The sequence below is a fragment of the Nonomuraea corallina genome (assembly GCF_027620315.1).
GTDB lineage: Bacteria > Actinomycetota > Actinomycetes > Streptosporangiales > Streptosporangiaceae > Nonomuraea > Nonomuraea corallina.
This window is the reverse complement of sequence record NZ_JAPNNL010000170.1, coordinates 1-15,756: the sequence shown is the minus strand read 5'-3', so window position 1 is coordinate 15,756 and position 15,756 is coordinate 1. Positions and strand designations below refer to the sequence as shown.

Below are 15,756 nucleotides of genomic sequence, written 5' to 3'. Positions count from 1 at the left end.
GCGCCCGGCCGCGAGGGAGGATGCGGCCGGGCGTTCGTGGAGTGGTCATACGTCACGCAGCCGGGCGAAGACGGAGCGGTGACGGCGCTCGGGCCGCCCGGCCCTGGCCGCCTCCCGCACCCGCCGGCGCTCGGTGGCCTCCTGGCGCAGCTCGTACGCCCGGTGCTGCATGACGGTGTAGTCGAACTCGGCGTTCATGAGAGTGCTCCTCTTCGTCTCTTCCGGCACTCTCAAGACTCGGCCTAAGGACCACCCCGGCACATCGGGCGGATGCCTTATCTCCGGACCCCGGGACCGGGCATCCCGCGTCTAGGTGTCCTAAGGCCTCGCGCCCTCCTTGAACGTCACCTCGGTGAAGCCGAGCGACTTCAGCATGCCCTCCAGCATGCTCCGCGTGTTGGCGTCGGCCCTGGCCCGCAGGTCGCTGGCCGCCGCCGCCTCGGCGATCTTGCGTTCGGCGAGCACGTACAGCTCCCGCTGGTCGGCCGGGGAGCCGGACAGGAGGTCCTCCACCCGGTCCAGCAGCCCGCGCTGCTGGGCGAAGACGTAGGAGCGCTCGTTGTCGAGGTTGGGCTTCTCCAACTGGGCGGGCGGCAGGGCGATCGTCACGGACCTGCGGTCCTCCGACACGGTCACCGCGTCCCCGGCCAGTCCGGCGAAGTCGACGTAGGCGTCCACGCCGCCCGCGCCGACGAAGAGGGTGCGGGAGCCCTTGACCGCGTCAGGCAGGAAGTTGGCGTCCTTCTCCAGGTCCACCACGACCTGGAAGCTGCCGGTCGCGGCCGTGAAGCGGCTCAGGTCCTTGATGGACTGCAGCAGCACCGGCTGGCTGCGGTCGACGGTCTGCTCACCCATCGGGTTGAGCCAGGACCAGGCGAGCCGCCCGGCCACCACGAGCAGGACCGCCAGAACGAGCAGCCCTGCGAGATATCGCCACGTGCGGCGCCGGCCCGGAGTGACCGACGGGGGCGCCGTCTGCGAAGTCGTCATGTGACCTTGACTACCCTGAGGTCGATCATCTGTGCCAGCTTTGAGGTGACATCTCCGGTCCCCAGTTCGGCGAGGGCTGCCCGCTCGGGTCCGGATAGACGGGGTAGACCTGCGGGGCGCTCTCCTGGTGGACCTGCGTGGCGACCGGGGTGGACACCTGCGGGGGAGTGCCGGCCGGGCCGCCGCCGAAGTGGGTGGCCGACAGCTTGCACGCCTGGAAGTCGCTGAAGAACATGCGCAGCCACTCGCGGCGCTGGTGCTCGTTGAGCCCGGAGAACCAGGCCGCGGCGTACTCGTGCTCCAGCAGCGGCCCGCCGGGCAGCGGCTCGCCGCGCAGCCAGGCCGTCACGATCTCGCGGTAGCCGTCGGCGGGGCTGCCGGGGCACCGGGCTGCCAGCGCGTCGACGTACTCGTGCGCGGCCTCCTCGGCGAACCCCGCCGACAGGTCGGGCACGTGGATCGGCGCCAGCCCGTGGGACGGCTTGAGCGGCTCGTCCAGCGGCCGCTGCTCCACCCGGGTGAACGCGGCAGGGGTCTCGGCCAGGCGCGAGGCGATCTCGGTGAAGGCGGCGCCCAGCTCCGTCAGCCCGCCGCGCATGCCGGGATGGACGCAGACGGTGATGGGCCACTCCTGGCAGCTGTAGGCGATCTCGTGGGCCGCCGCGGGCTGCGGCTCGGAGAGCACCCGCGCCACCCCCGTGGCGGCGCCCAGCGTCGCCAGCAGCGCGAACGCGAGCACCAGGGCCTGCCGGGTGACCAGGGCGGCCCATCCCAGGAGCAGCGCCCCGGTGACGCCCAGCAGCCAGATGATCTGGTTGACGAACACGGCCCCGCTCAGCCCCTGGAACAGGTCGTACGGCTCGCCCGTACCCGGTGCCAGACGGCCGGCCCAGCCCGCGCCGTCGGCGAGCCAGCTGAACAGCGCGTAGCAGCCCAGCCCCGCCAGCGGGACGGTCGGCGGGTACGGCAGCATCCAGCCGGCCACCCACCCGATCACCGAGTAGAGCGCCAGCCCCGCCATGCCCATGCCCAGGCCCGTCAGACTGAGCCGGCCCGCCTGCTCGGTGAGCAGCGTCCGGCCGGCCAGCACGAGCACGGTGGCCGCGAACGAGCCCGCCACCACCAGCACGATCGCCAGCGGCGCCTTCAGCGCGCGCCAGGTCGTCAGCGGCAGGTCGCGCGTGGCACGGCGCTTGCGCAGGGCCACCCAGGCGGCGAAGGCGGCGGCGACCGGCCCGGTGATCCGGAGCGAGCCGATGACCGCGGCCACGATGTTCTCCCACGCGTCCACACCGGGGATCAGGACGCTCCATGCCGCGACCAGCCCGAGCAGCAGCAGCACGACCACCGTGACGGCCGCGCCCTGTTTGATCTCCCCGCGTGTGACGCCCCCGTGTTCACGCACGCGTCATCCCCATGAAGTCCATCAAGCACCCCCCGTGCCCCGTAGGCGACGGCGGGAGCGGGCGAAGTCCGGCCGGGTCCCCACGCGGCTGATGGACTTGGCTCCCCCGTCACCAATCAATGCGAGAACCATAACGGAGCGTGATGAAGGACGCCCGGATTCTTGGCCAAGCGGAGAAGGCGATGGCGCTCCGTAAGCAGACGAATCTGGACGAGGGGCGCGCTAACGTATCTGCGTGTCGCAGCCCAAGCCGCTCAACCTGCCGTTCGACCCCATCGACCGGGCCGCGGAGACCTGGCGCGCGCACTTCGGCGCCTCGTCGGCGATGGCCGCCGTCACGTCGATCATGAGAGCGCACCAGATCCTGCTGTCCCAGCTCGACTCGCTGCTGAAGCCGTACGACCTGACCTTCGCCCGCTACGAGGCCCTGGTGCTGCTGACCTTCAGCAAGACCGGGGTGCTGCCGCTGTGGAAGATCGGCGAACGGCTGATGGTCCACCCCACCAGCGTCACGAACACCGTCAGCCGGTTGGAGCGGTCCGGGCTGGTGCGCCGCATGCCCAACCCGAGGGACGGGCGCGGCGTGCTCGCCGAGATCACTCCGGCCGGACGCGACGTCGTGCGGCGCGCCACGGACGACCTCATGGCGGCCGAGTTCGGCCTGGAGATGTACGCCGAGAGCGAGCTTGGCCGGATGTTCGACCTGCTGCGCACGCTGCGGGTGGCGGCGGGTGACTTCTCGGTCCCTTCCATGGGGCAAGATGAGGAGCATGGCGGACTTCTCTAGGCCCGGGTCGCTCTACGGAGCGGTGGATCTGGGCGCGCGCAAGCAGGCTTTGGAGGCGCAGGCCCGGCGGGAGGCCGGGGGTTCCCAGGCGGCCTCATCGGCCTCGGTCGTCGACGTGACCGAGGAGACGTTCACGACGGACGTCATCGACCGCTCGATGAGCGTGCCCGTGGTGCTCGACCTGTGGTCGCCGCGGGCCCCGGGCAGTTCCCAGCTCAGCCCGGTGCTGGAGAAGGTCGTCGGCGACCTGGGCGGGCGGGTCGTGCTGGCCAAGGTCAACGTCGACGCCAGCCCGCAGATCGCGCAGGCCCTGCGCGTGCAGGCCGTGCCGACCGTGCTCGCCATCTTCCAGGGGCAGGCCGTCACCGGTTTCCAGCAGGTGCTGCCCGAGCAGGAGGTGCGCCGCTGGCTCGACGAGCTGATGGCCGCCGTCGAGCAGTTCTACCAGGCCAACCCTGGGGCGCGGCCGCCCGCTCAGGGGCCGGGCGAGCCGGAGGCGCCGCCGGCGGACCCCGACCTGGTCGCCGCCGAGCAGGCCATCGACCAGGGCGACCTCGACGCGGCCGAGGCGGCCTACCAGCGGCTGCTCGCCCGCGTGCCCGCCGACGAGGACGCCAGGATGGGCCTGGCCGGCGTCAAGCTGATCAAGCGGACGTCCGCCGCCGACCCGGCCGAGGTGCAGCGGCGCCTGCAGGACCCCGCCGACATCGACGCGCAGCTGCTCGCCGCCGACCTGGAGATGCTGTCGGGCTCGGTCGACGCGGCGTTCGAGCGCGTCATCGGCGTGGTCAAGCGCACCTCCGGCGACGACCGCGACAAGGCCCGCGTCCACCTGCTGGGCCTGTTCGAGACCCTTCCGGCCGAGGACCCGTCCCTGGCGAAGGCGCGCAGAGCCCTGGCCAGCGCCCTGTTCTAGTCCGCGTTCTAGTCTGGAAGGGTGCACGTCGTCACCCTTTCGGCGACCTACGGCACCGCCGGCCACCAGATCGGCCCGGCGGTCGCCGGGCGGCTCGGCGTGCCCTTCGTCGACCGGGCCATCGCCGGCGCCGTCGCCGAGGAGCTGGGGTGCTCGCTGGAGGAGGCGCTCGCCTACGACGACCGCGCCGAGCACGGCCTGCGCCGGCTGCTGCTGGAGGCGTTGCGCCTGCCGACCGTCACGTTCGGCGGCGTCGACATGTACGTTCCCGGCGCGCTGCCCCGCGCGCCCGAGGAGTTCGTCCGGCGCACCGAGCGGGTGCTCCACGAGACCGCGCGCTCCCAGGGCGGCGTCTTCCTGGGCCGGGCCGGCGCGATCGTGCTGGCAGGCCTGCCAGGAGCGCTCCACGTGCGCCTCGACGCCCCGCTGGAGCGGCGGGTCCGGCGGGTGGCCGGGCTGCGCCGCACGACCGAGCATGAGGCGCGCGAGGTCATCGAGAACAACGACCGGGCCCGGTCCGCCTACGTCCGCCACTTCTACCGCGCGGACGCGGCCGACCCCCGCCACTACCACCTGATGGTCGACAGCACGGCGATCCCCGTGGGGGCGTGCGTCGACCTGATCGTCATGGCCGCCGAGGCGCTGGCTTGACCTGAACACCCCTAACATGGGAGCACTTCATGGTCAGGCGCGAAGGAGCGATTGACGTGGCGACCGTCCCGAGTGTGTCGTACTCCATCACCGTGCGGCTGGAGGTGCCGGCCGGCGGCAAGGCCGTCAGCCAGCTCACCCACGCCGTAGAGTCGGCCGGGGGGGTCGTGACCGCCCTCGACGTCACCAACGCCGGCCACGAGAAGCTCCGGATCGACGTCACCTGCGCGGCCCGCGACACCGACCACGCCCAGGCCATCGTGGACCAGCTCGAGGCCGTCGAGAGCGTGGTCATCCACAAGGTCTCCGACCGGACCTTCCTCATGCACCTCGGCGGCAAGATCGAGATGCAGTCGAAGGTGCCGCTGCGCAACCGCGACGAGCTCTCCATGGCCTACACGCCGGGGGTGGCGCGGGTGTCCATGGCGATCGCCCGCAACAAGGAGGACGCCCGCCGCCTCACCATCAAGCGCAACACCGTCGCCGTCGTCACCGACGGCTCGGCCGTGCTCGGGCTGGGCAACATCGGGCCGGAGGCGGCGCTGCCGGTGATGGAGGGCAAGGCGGCGCTGTTCAAGCGGTTCGCCGGCATCGACGCCTGGCCCATCTGCCTCGACACCCAGGACGTCGACGAGATCGTGCGCGCCGTCCAGCTCATCGCCCCGGGCTTCGGCGGGATCAACCTCGAGGACATCGGCGCGCCGCGCTGCTTCGAGGTGGAGCGGCGGCTGCGCGACCTGCTCGACATCCCGGTCTTCCACGACGACCAGCACGGCACCGCCATCTGCGTGCTGGCCGCGCTGACCAACGCGCTGCGGGTGGTCGACAAGAAGCTGGAGGACGTGCGCATCACGATGGCGGGCGCGGGCGCGGCGGGCAACGCGGTGCTGCGGCTGCTGATGGCCGCCGGCGCGCGCAACGTGATCGTCTGCGACTACCGCGGCGCCGTCCACCGCGACCGCGACGACCTCGACGACTCGCTGCGGTGGATCGCCGAGCGCACCAACGCCGACGGCTACTGCGGCGACCTGCGCGGCGCGGTGAAGGACGCCGACGTCTTCGTGGGCGTGTCGGCCCCCGGCATCCTCTCCGGCGAGGACATCGCCACGATGGCGCCGGGTGCGGTGGTGTTCGCGCTGGCCAACCCGGAGCCGGAGGTCTCGCCCGACGAAGCCCGCGAGCACTGCGCGGTGGTGGCCACCGGGCGCTCCGACTACCCCAACCAGATCAACAACGTGCTGGCCTTCCCCGGCGTCTTCCGCGGCCTGCTCGACGCGCAGGCCACCGAGGTCACGGAGGAGATGCTGCTGGCGGCGGCGGGGGCCCTGGCCGCCGTCGTGACGGCGGAGGAACTCGGCCCCAACTACATCATCCCGAGCGTCTTCCACCCGGACGTGGCGGGCGCGGTGGCGGCGGCGGTCCGCGAGTCCGCGGGCGGCCGGGCCCGCGGCTTCACCGAGGCCTGACGGGGACCCTTCCGTCCGTACGGCGGGGACGCCCACCATCGCCACGGTGGGCGTCCCCGCTCGTCGTGGGACCTCGGCGCATCCGGGCCGGATCAGGACAGAGGTGTTGTCCAAGCCGGGGACCGTTCATCAGAATCTGGAGCGTTCTAGAGAAGCGGTCACGGATCTCCCGTGTGGCCGTTCGCGACCTGGAACGGATGGAGACCCGATGGAGCCAGGGCCCCTCACGGCGGGAACGGTCCGTCCCGGCGGACGCACGGCGAAGGTCCGCACGGCCGTGCTCCGGGCCGCCCAGGACGAGCTGGTCGAACGCGGCTTCCACCGCCTGACCATGGAGCAGGTGGCGGGCCGGGCGGGCATCGGCAAGACCACCATCTACCGGCGCTGGGGCACCCGCGCCCGCCTGGTCACCGACCTCATGGGCGAGCTGGCGGCGCGGTCCTTCCCGCCTCCGGGCACGGACGCGGGCTCGATCGAGGACGTCCTCCTGGCCAATGCCCGGTCCGTGCTGGCGGCGATCAACGACCCGCACTTCGGCGCGACCCTCCAGGCGGTGATCGCGGCCGCCACCTCCGACGAGGGGGCCGCCGCCGCGCTGCACGCCTTCTACGACCGGCGCATCACCGAGTGGGCCAAGGTCGTGGACGCCGCGGTCGAGGGCGGTGAGCTGCCGCCGGGCACCGACGGCGCGGAGCTCGTCCGCGCGGTCTCGGCGCCGCTCTACTACCGCCTGATGGTCCTCAGGCAGCCGGTGGACGAGACGACGGCCGCCCGGTCGGCCGCCCGCGCCCTGATCGCCGCGAGGGCGGGCGCGTTCGTGGCCTGCTGACGCTCCGTGCCCCAAGCGCCGCCGCGGCCGTCCGCATCGTGGCCTATCACTGCATTGCGTAACATCCGGCGGCTAGAGGCGCGAGAAGCCCTCTTCCTCCTTCATGATGGAGGTATGGCGGAGGCGATCTACGTCGGCGGGTTGTTGGTGGCGACGCCGCTACTCGACGACCCCAACTTCCGGCGTAGCGTCGTGCTGATCCTCGAACACGACCACGACGGCGGCACGCTCGGGGTGGTGCTCAACCGGCCGAGCGAGATCGCGGTGACCCAGGTGCTGCCCGTGTGGGACCCGCTGGTGACCGGGCCGCCGGTGCTCTTCGAGGGCGGGCCGGTGCAGACCGACAGCGCGCTGGCCCTGGCCGCCGTGCCGAGCGGCGAGGAGCCGCTGGGCTGGCGCAGGCTGCACGCCGGCACCGCGGCCGTGTCGCGGCTGGGGACGGTCGACCTGGACGCGCCGCCCGAGATCCTCCAGGGCGAGATCGCGCAGATGCGCATCTTCGCCGGCTACGCGGGCTGGACCACCGGGCAGCTGGAGAGCGAGATCGCGGAGGGGGCGTGGTACGTCGTGGACTCCGAGCCCGGCGACACCTTCCACGCCGACCCCGGCTCGCTCTGGCGGCATGTCCTGCGGCGGCAGAGAGGCGAGCTGGCGTTCGTGGCGACCTGTCCGGACGATCCCACGCTGAACTGACCTAGACGTCCCAGCCGGGGCGCAGTGAGCGCTCGACGAGCTGGAGCGTCTCCTCCATCCGCCGGACGATCTCCCGCGGGCCGCACGGGTCGGCCGGGCAGGTGAAGCCGATCCGCATGGCGGCCATGACGAACGTCACGACGAGGTGGGGGAGCGGGGTCCGGCCGGGGTCGACGCCGCGGCGGGCGGCGATGGCCTCGACCAGACGCCGCTCGGTCTCGATGACGCGGGCGAAGGTGGCGCTGGCCAGGTGGGGGTTGGCGTCGAGGAGCCGCCGCACCTTGAGGAATCGCGCGTTGTCCTCCGGTGTTGAGAGCTCCATGGTGCGCAGCAGCGCGCGCAGGGCGTGGGTCATGGAGGCGAACGGCGGCTCGTCCGCGGGCCGCTCGGCCAGGGCCTCCAGCAGGGTCCGCTCGGTCTGCTCGTGGAACCACAGGACCAGGTGGTCCTTGCCGGTGAAGTAACGGAAGAAGGTGCGCGGGGAGACGTCGGCCGCGGCCGCTATCTGGTCGATCGTGGTCGAGTCGTACCCTTGTTCGAGGAAGAGTTCGAACGCGGCGTCCTGGAGGGCGAGCCGCGTCTTCTCCTTCTTGCGCTCCCGCAGACCCATGCCCGTAACCCCTTCGCCGTCTTCCTGTCACATTCTGCCACATGTCAGCTGTAGGCGAATGAAACCCATTTGTCAGCTGGCAGTCTCTGCCACTAATGTGCCTGACGTTGAAGAGACTCTTGAGGGGGATTTCATGACAGAAGCGAAGGCGGTGGACGCACCACCGCCGCCACCACCGGTCGCGGCCGGGGCACGCGGCAATCCGTGGCTGGTGCTGCTGGCGGTCAGTCTCGGCGTCATCATGGTGATGCTCGACGGCACCGTGGTCGGCATCGCCAACCCGGTCATCCAGGCCGACCTGGGCGCCACCCTGGCCGAGCTGCAGTGGGTGACCAGCGGCTACCTGCTGGCGCTGGCGGTCTTTCTGATCACCGCGGGCAAGCTGGGCGACCTGTTCGGGCACAAGCGCGTCTTCCTCATCGGCGTCGGCGGCTTCGCCCTGGTGTCGGTGGGCATCGGCTTCAGCGCCGAACTGGCCGGCCTCATCCCCGGACTCTCCCCGGCGGGCGCCCTGATCGGCCTGCGCGTGCTGCAGGGCCTGTTCGGCGCGCTGCTGCAGCCCGCCGCCCTGGCGCTGCTGCGCGAGGCGTTCCCCGGTGACAAGCTCAAGCAGGCGATGGGCGCGTGGGGCGCGATCATCGGCCTGTCCAGCGCGGCCGGCCCGATCGTCGGCGGCGTGCTCGTGGAGAACGTGAGCTGGGAGTCGGTCTTCTTCATCAACGCCCCCGTGGGCATCCTCGCCCTGGTGCTGGGCGTGCTGCTCATCGAGAAGAGCCCCATCAAGGTGCTGAACAGGATCGACTGGGGCGGCGTCGTCCTGCTGTCCGGCGCCATGTTCGCGCTGGTCTGGTCGATCATCAAGGCGCCCGAGTGGGGCTGGGGCGACTCCACCACGCTCGGCTTCCTGGCCGCCTTCGCGGTGCTCACCGCCGCTTTCGTCTTCTGGCAGAGCCGGGCCAGGCAGCCGCTGGTGCCGCTGTCGCTGTTCGCCAACGCGTCGATCTCCATCGGCACCGTGCTGATGATGATGGTCGCCTTCGCGATGTTCGGCGCCATGTTCTTCCTGGGCTTCTTCTTCCAGGGCACCCACGGCCTGACCCCGCTGGAGGCGGGCCTGCGGATGCTGCCCATGAGCGCGGGCATGATCGTCGCCTCTCCGCTCGCGGGCATCCTGCTCGGCAGGCTGGGGCCGCGACTGACGATGTCGGCCGGCCTGGTGGTCACCGCCGGGGCCATGTTCCTCATGTCCCAGCTGACCATCGACGCCTCGTTCCTGGAGACCTCGATCCCGTTCGTGGTGCTGGCGTTCGGCATGTCGCCGGTCTTCGTGGGAGCCACCGAGATCATCGTGGGCAACGCCCCCGAGGGCCTCACCGGCGTCGCGGGCGGCCTGCAGCAGTCGGCCATGCAGGTCGGCGGCGCGCTCGGCACCGCCATCCTGGGCGCGGTCATGGCCGGGCAGATCTCCGCCACGCTCCCCGGCCACCTCGGCCCCGCCGCCCAGGCGATCCCGCCCGGACAGCTGGAGCAGCTGGAAGAGGCGGCCTCGTTCGGCGGGCTCCCGCCCGGCATCCCCGAACAGCTGGCCCAGACCGTCGGCCCGGCCGTGAAGAACGCCTTCATGGACGGCATGAACCTGGCCTTCCTGGTCAGCACCGGCATCGCGCTGCTGACGGCGGTGCTGGCCCTGTTCGTCAAGTCCGGCCGCAAGACGGACGACGTCCCCGTCCACGTCGGCTGAACCCGCGTCACGGCCCCCGACCGCACCGGCCGGGGGCCGTACCGTTCTTCTGGGCCGCGTCCCGGCGGGCATAGACTCGGTGGGGTGAGCACGAAGATCCTTCCAGAGCAGGAAACCCGTCCGAAGACGTCACACGGTGACGGTGACCACGAACGGTTCTCCCACTACGCCGACAAGCACAAGATCACCGAGTCCATGGTGACGGGCACGCCCATCCGCGCCCTGTGCGGCAAGGTGTGGGTGCCCAGCCGCGACCCGAAGAAGTACCCCGTCTGCCCGGAGTGCAAGGAGATCTACGAGGGTCTGCCGTCCGGCGGCGGCGAGGGCGACGGCAAGGGCGAGTGACCTCGCCCCCTCGCCTGCGGTGCGCCCCCGCCTGAATACGATGTCCGGGTGACAGTACCGAAAGCACTCGACACCCCATACGATGCCCCGCGCATCTTCGGCCCCGCCTACCGCACGGCGACCCTGGGCATCCTGCTCGTCGTCACGCTGGTCGCGTTCGAGGGCATGTCGGTCAGTGTCATCATGCCGCAGGTCTCCAAGGACCTGAGGGCCCTGGACCTCTACGGGGTCAGCTTCTCCGCGTTCTTCATCGCCAGCCTGTTCGCCAACGTGGTGGCGGGCCTGTGGGCCGACCGGCGCGGCTACGCGCTGCCGTTCCTCGCCGGTCTGGGGCTGTTCGTGCTGGGCATGGCGCTCGCCGGGGCCGCGACGGGCAAGGAGATGTTCCTGCTGGCGCGGGCGGTGCAGGGGCTGGGCGCGGGCCCGACGGTCGTGGCGCTCTACGTCATGATCGCCCGGGTCTACCCGCAGGACGTCCGCCCCCGCGTGTTCGCGGCGCTGTCGGCCGCGTGGGTGCTCCCGTCGATGATCGGCCCGTCCGTGGCGGGCTTCGTCGCGCAGTTCGACTGGCGCTGGGTGTTCTACGGCATCATCCCGCTCGTCGTGCCCGCCCTGCTCATGCTCGCGCCCTCGCTCAGACGGCCGATGGACGACCACGAGCCCGCCACCGGCCCGCGCTCGCGCCCGGCCGCCATGACGGTGGCCGCCACCGCGACCGCCACCGGCAGCGGCGTGCTCCTGTACGGGATCGAAAGGCTGGACGCGTCGCCGCTCGCCGGCGCCGGGTGGAGCCTGCTCGGCCTGGCGGCCCTGGGGTACGGGCTGGCCCGGCTGCTGCCGCCGGCCGCGCTCCGGTTCGGCCGCGGGCTGCCCACGACCGTCATGATGCGCGGGCTGTTCTCCGCGGCGTTCTTCGGGGTCAACGGGTTCATCCCGCTGGCCCTGACCGACGTCAAGGGGTTCTCCGTGGCCCAGGCGGGCCTCGCGCTGACCACCGGAGCCCTCGGCTGGTCGGCCGGCTCGTACCTGCAGAGCAGGCGCGAGATCGAGCCGCACCGCCGGATCAGGACGGGCGCGATGTGCGTGACCCTCGGCATCCTGCTCTCCGTGCCGGCGGTCGTGCCGGGGGTCCCCGGCTGGGTCGCGGTGCCGGCCTGGATCGTCGCCGGGTTCGGGATGGGGCTGGCGATGGCCACCATCAACGTCACCGCGCTCAGGCAGTCGCCGGTCAACGAGCAGGGCGCCAACAGCGCCTCGCTGTCCGTGACCGACATGCTGGGCGCGGCGCTCGCGCTCGGGATCGCCGGCGCGCTGTCGAACCTCATCGGCCACACACCCGACCAGATCGCGGTGGGGTTCGCGGTGATCTGCGGGCTGATGGCGCTGATCGGGCTGGCGGCCACCTTCCTCGCGGCGCGGGTGGCCGCCCCGGCAACCTGATCCGTCACTCCAGCCCCGGCCGCAACGGATCGCCGGACCGGCGCCGCCCGCGATGGTAGGACATCGTCCATGGAGCGTGACGACCGCGTCCGGACGCGCTGGGACTCGCTGCCGCCGTCCGCGCGCATGCACGGCACCCCCGCCCACCCCGGCCCCCGGCTGCCGGGACGCGCCCTGCGCCGGGCGGCCTGGCCGGCGCTGGCGATCGTGGCGGCGCTGGCGCTGGTGGCGGCGCTCGCCTTCGCGGTGCCGCGCGTGCTGCCCACCGGCGGCGGGACGACGCCGCTGATCGACACGCTCGCCGGGGTGCGGCTGGAGCTGCCGCCCGGGTGGGCGGACGGCAAGGTGGCGCCGGTCACCGGGTTCACCGCCGTCGCCAGGGACGACGACGGCGGCGGCGTGGTCATGACCAGGCCGCTGGCCGGGCCGGTGAAGGACCCCGGTGAGAGCGTCAAGGACGCCGTCGCCCACTACGCACGGCTCCTGTTACAGGGTGACCGGGTCAAGGTGGTCGACGACCGGCCGGTCGCCCGTGGTCACACCAGGGCCGTGCGCGCCCAGTACGACGACGTGGTCAACCGGCCCGCGTACCTGCGTGTGACACTCGTCACGCACGGCGGGGGAGCGGCGCTGGTCCTCGGGCTGCTCCAGCCGGAGGAGACCGCCGCCAGGCAGGCGCTGGACGCGGTCATGGCGAGCGCCGGGTGAGCCCGATAGCACGCATGCGCGTGTTTGGCCAGAATCGACGGTGCGCGGCACGTCTTGTCAGTGAGCCGGTTTACTCTTGGGACACTGTGAGACAGCGAAGCACACGAACCTCAGAGGTGATGCGGTGAGCACCTTCGCCGCATCCCACCTGTCGCCTTCCTATCCCGACCGCGCCGCGTGGGGCACCGCGCCCAAGCTGCGCGCCTGGCAGCAGGAGGCGTTCGACCTCTACTTCGGGCGAGAGCCGCGCGACTTCCTCACCGTGGCCACGCCGGGCGCCGGCAAGACCACCTACGCCCTGCGCATCGCCAGCGAGCTGCTCACCCGCGGGGTGATCCGCGCGATCACCATCGTCACCCCGACCGAGCACCTCAAGCGCCAGTGGGCCGACGCCGCCGGCAAGGTGGGCATCGGCATCGACCCCGAGTTCAAGAACAGCCAGGGCGCCACCAGCCGCGACTACACCGGGGTCGCCGTGACCTACGCCCAGGTCGCCATGCATCCCGCCCTCCACCGCGCCCGCACCGAGGCCCGCAAGACGCTGGTCATCTTCGACGAGATCCACCACGCGGGCGACGCCAAGTCGTGGGGCGACGGCGTGCGCGAGGCGTTCGAGCCGGCCACCCGGCGGCTGCAGCTCACCGGCACCCCGTTCCGCTCCGACGACAGCCCGATCCCGTTCGTCACCTACGAGGAGGACGGCGAGGGCCTCAAGCGCAGCCGCGCCGACTACTCCTACGGCTACGGCCCCGCGCTCGCCGACAACGTCGTGCGCCCGGTCATCTTCCTCGCCTACTCCGGCGAGATGAGGTGGCGCACCCGCGCAGGCGACGAGCTCGCCGCCACCCTCGGCACCCCGCTCACCAAGGACCAGCTCTCCCAGGCCTGGCGGGCCGCCCTCGACCCGAAGGGCGACTGGATCCGCCAGGTCATGCAGGCCGCCGACCGGCGCCTGACCGAGGTGCGCCGGCACGTGCCCGACGCGGGCGGCCTGGTGATCGCCACCGATCACGAGACGGCCCGCGCCTACGCCCGCCACCTGCGCGCCATCGCCGGCGAGCCGGCCACCGTCGTGCTGTCCGACGACCCCGGCGCGTCCAAGAAGATCAAGCAGTTCGCCGCGTCGGGCGACCGCTGGCTGGTCGCGGTCCGCATGGTCTCCGAGGGGGTCGACATCCCCCGGCTGTGCGTGGGCGTCTACGCCACCTCCACCTCCACGCCGCTGTTCTTCGCGCAGGCCGTCGGCCGCTTCGTGCGCGCCCGCAAGCGCGGCGAGACCGCCTCGGTGTTCCTGCCGTCGGTGCCCACCCTCATGGGGCTGGCCAACGAGATGGAGGCCGAGCGCGACCACGTGCTCAACCGCCGCCCGCCCGAGGACGGCCTCGACGACAGCCTGCTGCAGGACGCCAACCGCAAGAAGGACACCCCCGACGTCCTGGGCGACGAGCTGCCGTTCGAGACGATGGAGACCTCGGCCACCTTCGACCGGGTGCTCTTCGACGGCGGCGAGTTCGGCACCGGCGCCGAGGTCGGCTCCGCCGAGGAGGAGGACTTCCTCGGCCTGCCCGGCCTGCTGGAGCCCGACCAGGTGGCCACGCTCCTGCGCAAGCGTCAGTCCGACCAGCAGGCGGCCAGGCGCAAGCAACCTGCTGAGCCCAAGGACACCCTCGCCCCGCACGAGCGCATCGCCGAGCTGCGGCGCGAGCTCAACGGCCTGGTCGGCGCCTGGAACCACCGCACCGGCCAGCCCCACGGCGTGATCCACGCCGAGCTCCGCCGTTCCTGCGGCGGACCGCCGATCGCGCAGGCCAGCGCCGAGCAGATCCAGGAGCGCATCGACCTCATCCGGCGCTGGGCCACCCAGCGCCGGTGAGGCTTTCGGATCAGCGGCCGGGGATATCGTGACGCCCCGTAACCCTATGCGTTTGGCGACAGAGCCGTAGCCTTCCGTTAGAAAGCGGGCCTTGTCGGCAACACTTCCCCTTGGGCTGCCTTTACGGACATCCAGAGGGACGTGCTCATGTCGCCTGAGGCCATGGGAAGGCCGCTGCTCGTCGTCTCGTGCGGCCTCTTCTCCGACACGGTCGTCGTCCGGCTGAGCGGCGAGATCGACGCGTACGGGCTCGCCCCGCTCCGCGAGCACCTGAGGCGCGTGTGGGAGCTGCCGCCCACGTCCTTCCTGATCCTCGACCTGCGCGAGGTCGGCTTCTGCGATTCGATGGGCATGAACGAGCTGCTCGACATCATGCACCGGTGCGAGGCGCGTGACACCCGGCTGCTGCTGGGAGGCGTGCAGGGCGTGATGGCCCGGGTGCTGTCCATCACCGGGCTGCGCAACGCCTTCGAGGTCTTCGGCACCCTCGACGAGGCGTTGCGCCGCGCTGCCGTGCGGGCCTGAGAACCCGAATCCCGCTATCGGGTGAAAAGGAGTGACGACACCCGATGGAGAGGGGGCGAGTTTGATCACGGACACAGCACGCGTGTCCACAGACGCCGAGGTGATCGAGCAGTCCTGGCGGGATCCGGCCGCGTTCTCGACGCTGTTCGACCGGCACGCGCCCGCCTTGCACCGCTACGTCACCCGGCGGCTGGGCGACTCGCTCGCCGACGACCTCGTCGCCGAGACGTTCCTGGCCGCCTTCCGCCGGCGCGACCGGTACGACCTGCGCCACGCCGACGCCCGCCCCTGGCTGTACGGGATGGCCGCCAACCTGATCGGCAAGCACCGCCGTACCGAGATCAGGTCCTACCAGGCGCTGGCCAGGACCGGCGTGGACGACGTGGTGGAGAGCTACGCCGACCGGGTGGACGCGCGGGTGTCGGCCTCCGCGGCGCAGCGCGACCTCGCCCGCGCGCTGGCCGAGCTGTCCCCCGACGAGCGTGACGTGCTGTTGATGACCGCGTGGGCCGACCTCGGCTACGAGGAGGTGGCCCAGGCGCTCGGCATCCCGGTGGGGACCGTCAGGTCCCGGCTGCACCGGGCCAGGAAGAAGACCCGCGCCGCGCTGGGCGGGATGGATCCGACCCACATCGAGGAGGAGACAGACCATGGATGACCTGCGGTTGCTCCAGGAGATGCGCGCGGACGCGCCGGAGCCCGACGACCGGCGGCTCGCCACGATGCGCGCCGCGCTCAGCGAGGAGCTCACGGTGCACGGCCTCACCGCCGGAGCAC

The 15,756-nt window shown here is 71.9% G+C and carries 17 protein-coding genes; 13 read left to right on the top strand and 4 right to left on the bottom strand.

What is annotated here, in order from left to right; all coding sequences use genetic code 11:
* Positions 1 to 45: 45 nt before the first annotated feature.
* From OUY22_RS30055 to OUY22_RS30045, 3 genes are all read right to left on the bottom strand, one after another.
* Positions 46 to 198 (bottom strand): hypothetical protein, encoded by a 153-nt coding sequence (locus tag OUY22_RS30055; protein WP_270158577.1) that lies wholly within the window; start codon positions 196 to 198, stop codon positions 46 to 48.
* A gap of 120 nt (positions 199 to 318) precedes the next feature.
* Positions 319 to 990, bottom strand: coding sequence for a DUF4230 domain-containing protein (locus OUY22_RS30050; RefSeq protein WP_270158576.1), 672 nt, complete (start codon positions 988 to 990; stop codon positions 319 to 321).
* Positions 991 to 1,015: 25 nt separating this feature from the next.
* Positions 1,016 to 2,395, bottom strand: coding sequence for a hypothetical protein (locus OUY22_RS30045; protein ID WP_270158575.1), 1,380 nt, complete (start codon positions 2,393 to 2,395; stop codon positions 1,016 to 1,018).
* Between the two features lie 235 nt (positions 2,396 to 2,630).
* Between OUY22_RS30045 and OUY22_RS30040 the strand changes: the two genes are divergently transcribed.
* The 6 genes from OUY22_RS30040 to OUY22_RS30015 all read left to right on the top strand — a co-directional run bounded on the left by OUY22_RS30040 (position 2,631) and on the right by OUY22_RS30015 (position 7,737).
* Positions 2,631 to 3,182: a MarR family winged helix-turn-helix transcriptional regulator gene (locus tag OUY22_RS30040; protein WP_270158574.1), complete on the top strand. Its 552-nt coding sequence runs from the start codon at positions 2,631 to 2,633 to the stop codon at positions 3,180 to 3,182.
* Entirely contained in the window at positions 3,166 to 4,098 is a 933-nt protein-coding gene (locus OUY22_RS30035) for a tetratricopeptide repeat protein (protein ID WP_270158573.1), read from the top strand. The genes OUY22_RS30040 and OUY22_RS30035 overlap by 17 nt, the downstream gene beginning before the upstream one ends.
* A 21-nt stretch (positions 4,099 to 4,119) precedes the next feature.
* A complete protein-coding gene (locus OUY22_RS30030; RefSeq protein ID WP_270158572.1) occupies positions 4,120 to 4,749 on the top strand; it encodes a cytidylate kinase-like family protein in 630 nt (209 codons plus the stop codon).
* A gap of 56 nt (positions 4,750 to 4,805) precedes the next feature.
* Positions 4,806 to 6,215, top strand: a complete 1,410-nt coding sequence (locus tag OUY22_RS30025) for an NAD-dependent malic enzyme (protein ID WP_270158571.1) — start codon at positions 4,806 to 4,808, stop codon at positions 6,213 to 6,215.
* A 208-nt stretch (positions 6,216 to 6,423) separates the two neighbouring features.
* Entirely contained in the window at positions 6,424 to 7,044 is a 621-nt protein-coding gene (locus OUY22_RS30020) for a TetR/AcrR family transcriptional regulator (protein ID WP_270158570.1), read from the top strand.
* A gap of 114 nt (positions 7,045 to 7,158) precedes the next feature.
* A complete protein-coding gene (locus OUY22_RS30015; RefSeq protein WP_270158569.1) occupies positions 7,159 to 7,737 on the top strand; it encodes a YqgE/AlgH family protein in 579 nt (192 codons plus the stop codon).
* A gap of 1 nt (position 7,738) precedes the next feature.
* On the opposite strand, the gene OUY22_RS30010 is transcribed toward OUY22_RS30015, so the two are convergent.
* On the bottom strand, positions 7,739 to 8,347 hold the full coding sequence (locus tag OUY22_RS30010) for a TetR/AcrR family transcriptional regulator (RefSeq protein WP_270158568.1): 609 nt from the start codon (positions 8,345 to 8,347) through the stop codon (positions 7,739 to 7,741).
* A 133-nt stretch (positions 8,348 to 8,480) separates the two neighbouring features.
* Here OUY22_RS30010 and OUY22_RS30005 point away from each other — a divergent pair, with 133 nt between their 5' ends.
* The 7 genes from OUY22_RS30005 to OUY22_RS29975 all read left to right on the top strand — a co-directional run bounded on the left by OUY22_RS30005 (position 8,481) and on the right by OUY22_RS29975 (position 15,637).
* Positions 8,481 to 10,088, top strand: a complete 1,608-nt coding sequence (locus tag OUY22_RS30005; RefSeq protein ID WP_270158567.1) for a DHA2 family efflux MFS transporter permease subunit — start codon at positions 8,481 to 8,483, stop codon at positions 10,086 to 10,088.
* A gap of 84 nt (positions 10,089 to 10,172) precedes the next feature.
* Positions 10,173 to 10,433: a DUF3039 domain-containing protein gene (locus tag OUY22_RS30000; protein ID WP_270158566.1), complete on the top strand. Its 261-nt coding sequence runs from the start codon at positions 10,173 to 10,175 to the stop codon at positions 10,431 to 10,433.
* A gap of 48 nt (positions 10,434 to 10,481) precedes the next feature.
* Positions 10,482 to 11,873 carry an MFS transporter gene (locus OUY22_RS29995; RefSeq protein ID WP_270158565.1) on the top strand — a complete coding sequence of 464 codons (1,392 nt, stop codon included), beginning with the start codon at positions 10,482 to 10,484 and terminating at the stop codon, positions 11,871 to 11,873.
* Between the two features lie 69 nt (positions 11,874 to 11,942).
* The gene (locus tag OUY22_RS29990) at positions 11,943 to 12,581 is read left to right on the top strand and encodes a hypothetical protein (protein ID WP_270158564.1); all 639 of its coding nucleotides are present in this window, start codon (positions 11,943 to 11,945) and stop codon (positions 12,579 to 12,581) included.
* Between the two features lie 124 nt (positions 12,582 to 12,705).
* Entirely contained in the window at positions 12,706 to 14,454 is a 1,749-nt protein-coding gene (locus tag OUY22_RS29985; RefSeq protein WP_270158563.1) for a DEAD/DEAH box helicase, read from the top strand.
* Positions 14,455 to 14,601: 147 nt separating this feature from the next.
* Positions 14,602 to 14,979 carry an STAS domain-containing protein gene (locus OUY22_RS29980; protein WP_270158562.1) on the top strand — a complete coding sequence of 126 codons (378 nt, stop codon included), beginning with the start codon at positions 14,602 to 14,604 and terminating at the stop codon, positions 14,977 to 14,979.
* 82 nt (positions 14,980 to 15,061) lie between these two features.
* Positions 15,062 to 15,637, top strand: a complete 576-nt coding sequence (locus tag OUY22_RS29975) for an RNA polymerase sigma factor (protein ID WP_270158561.1) — start codon at positions 15,062 to 15,064, stop codon at positions 15,635 to 15,637.
* The last annotated feature ends 119 nt before the right edge of the window (positions 15,638 to 15,756 follow it).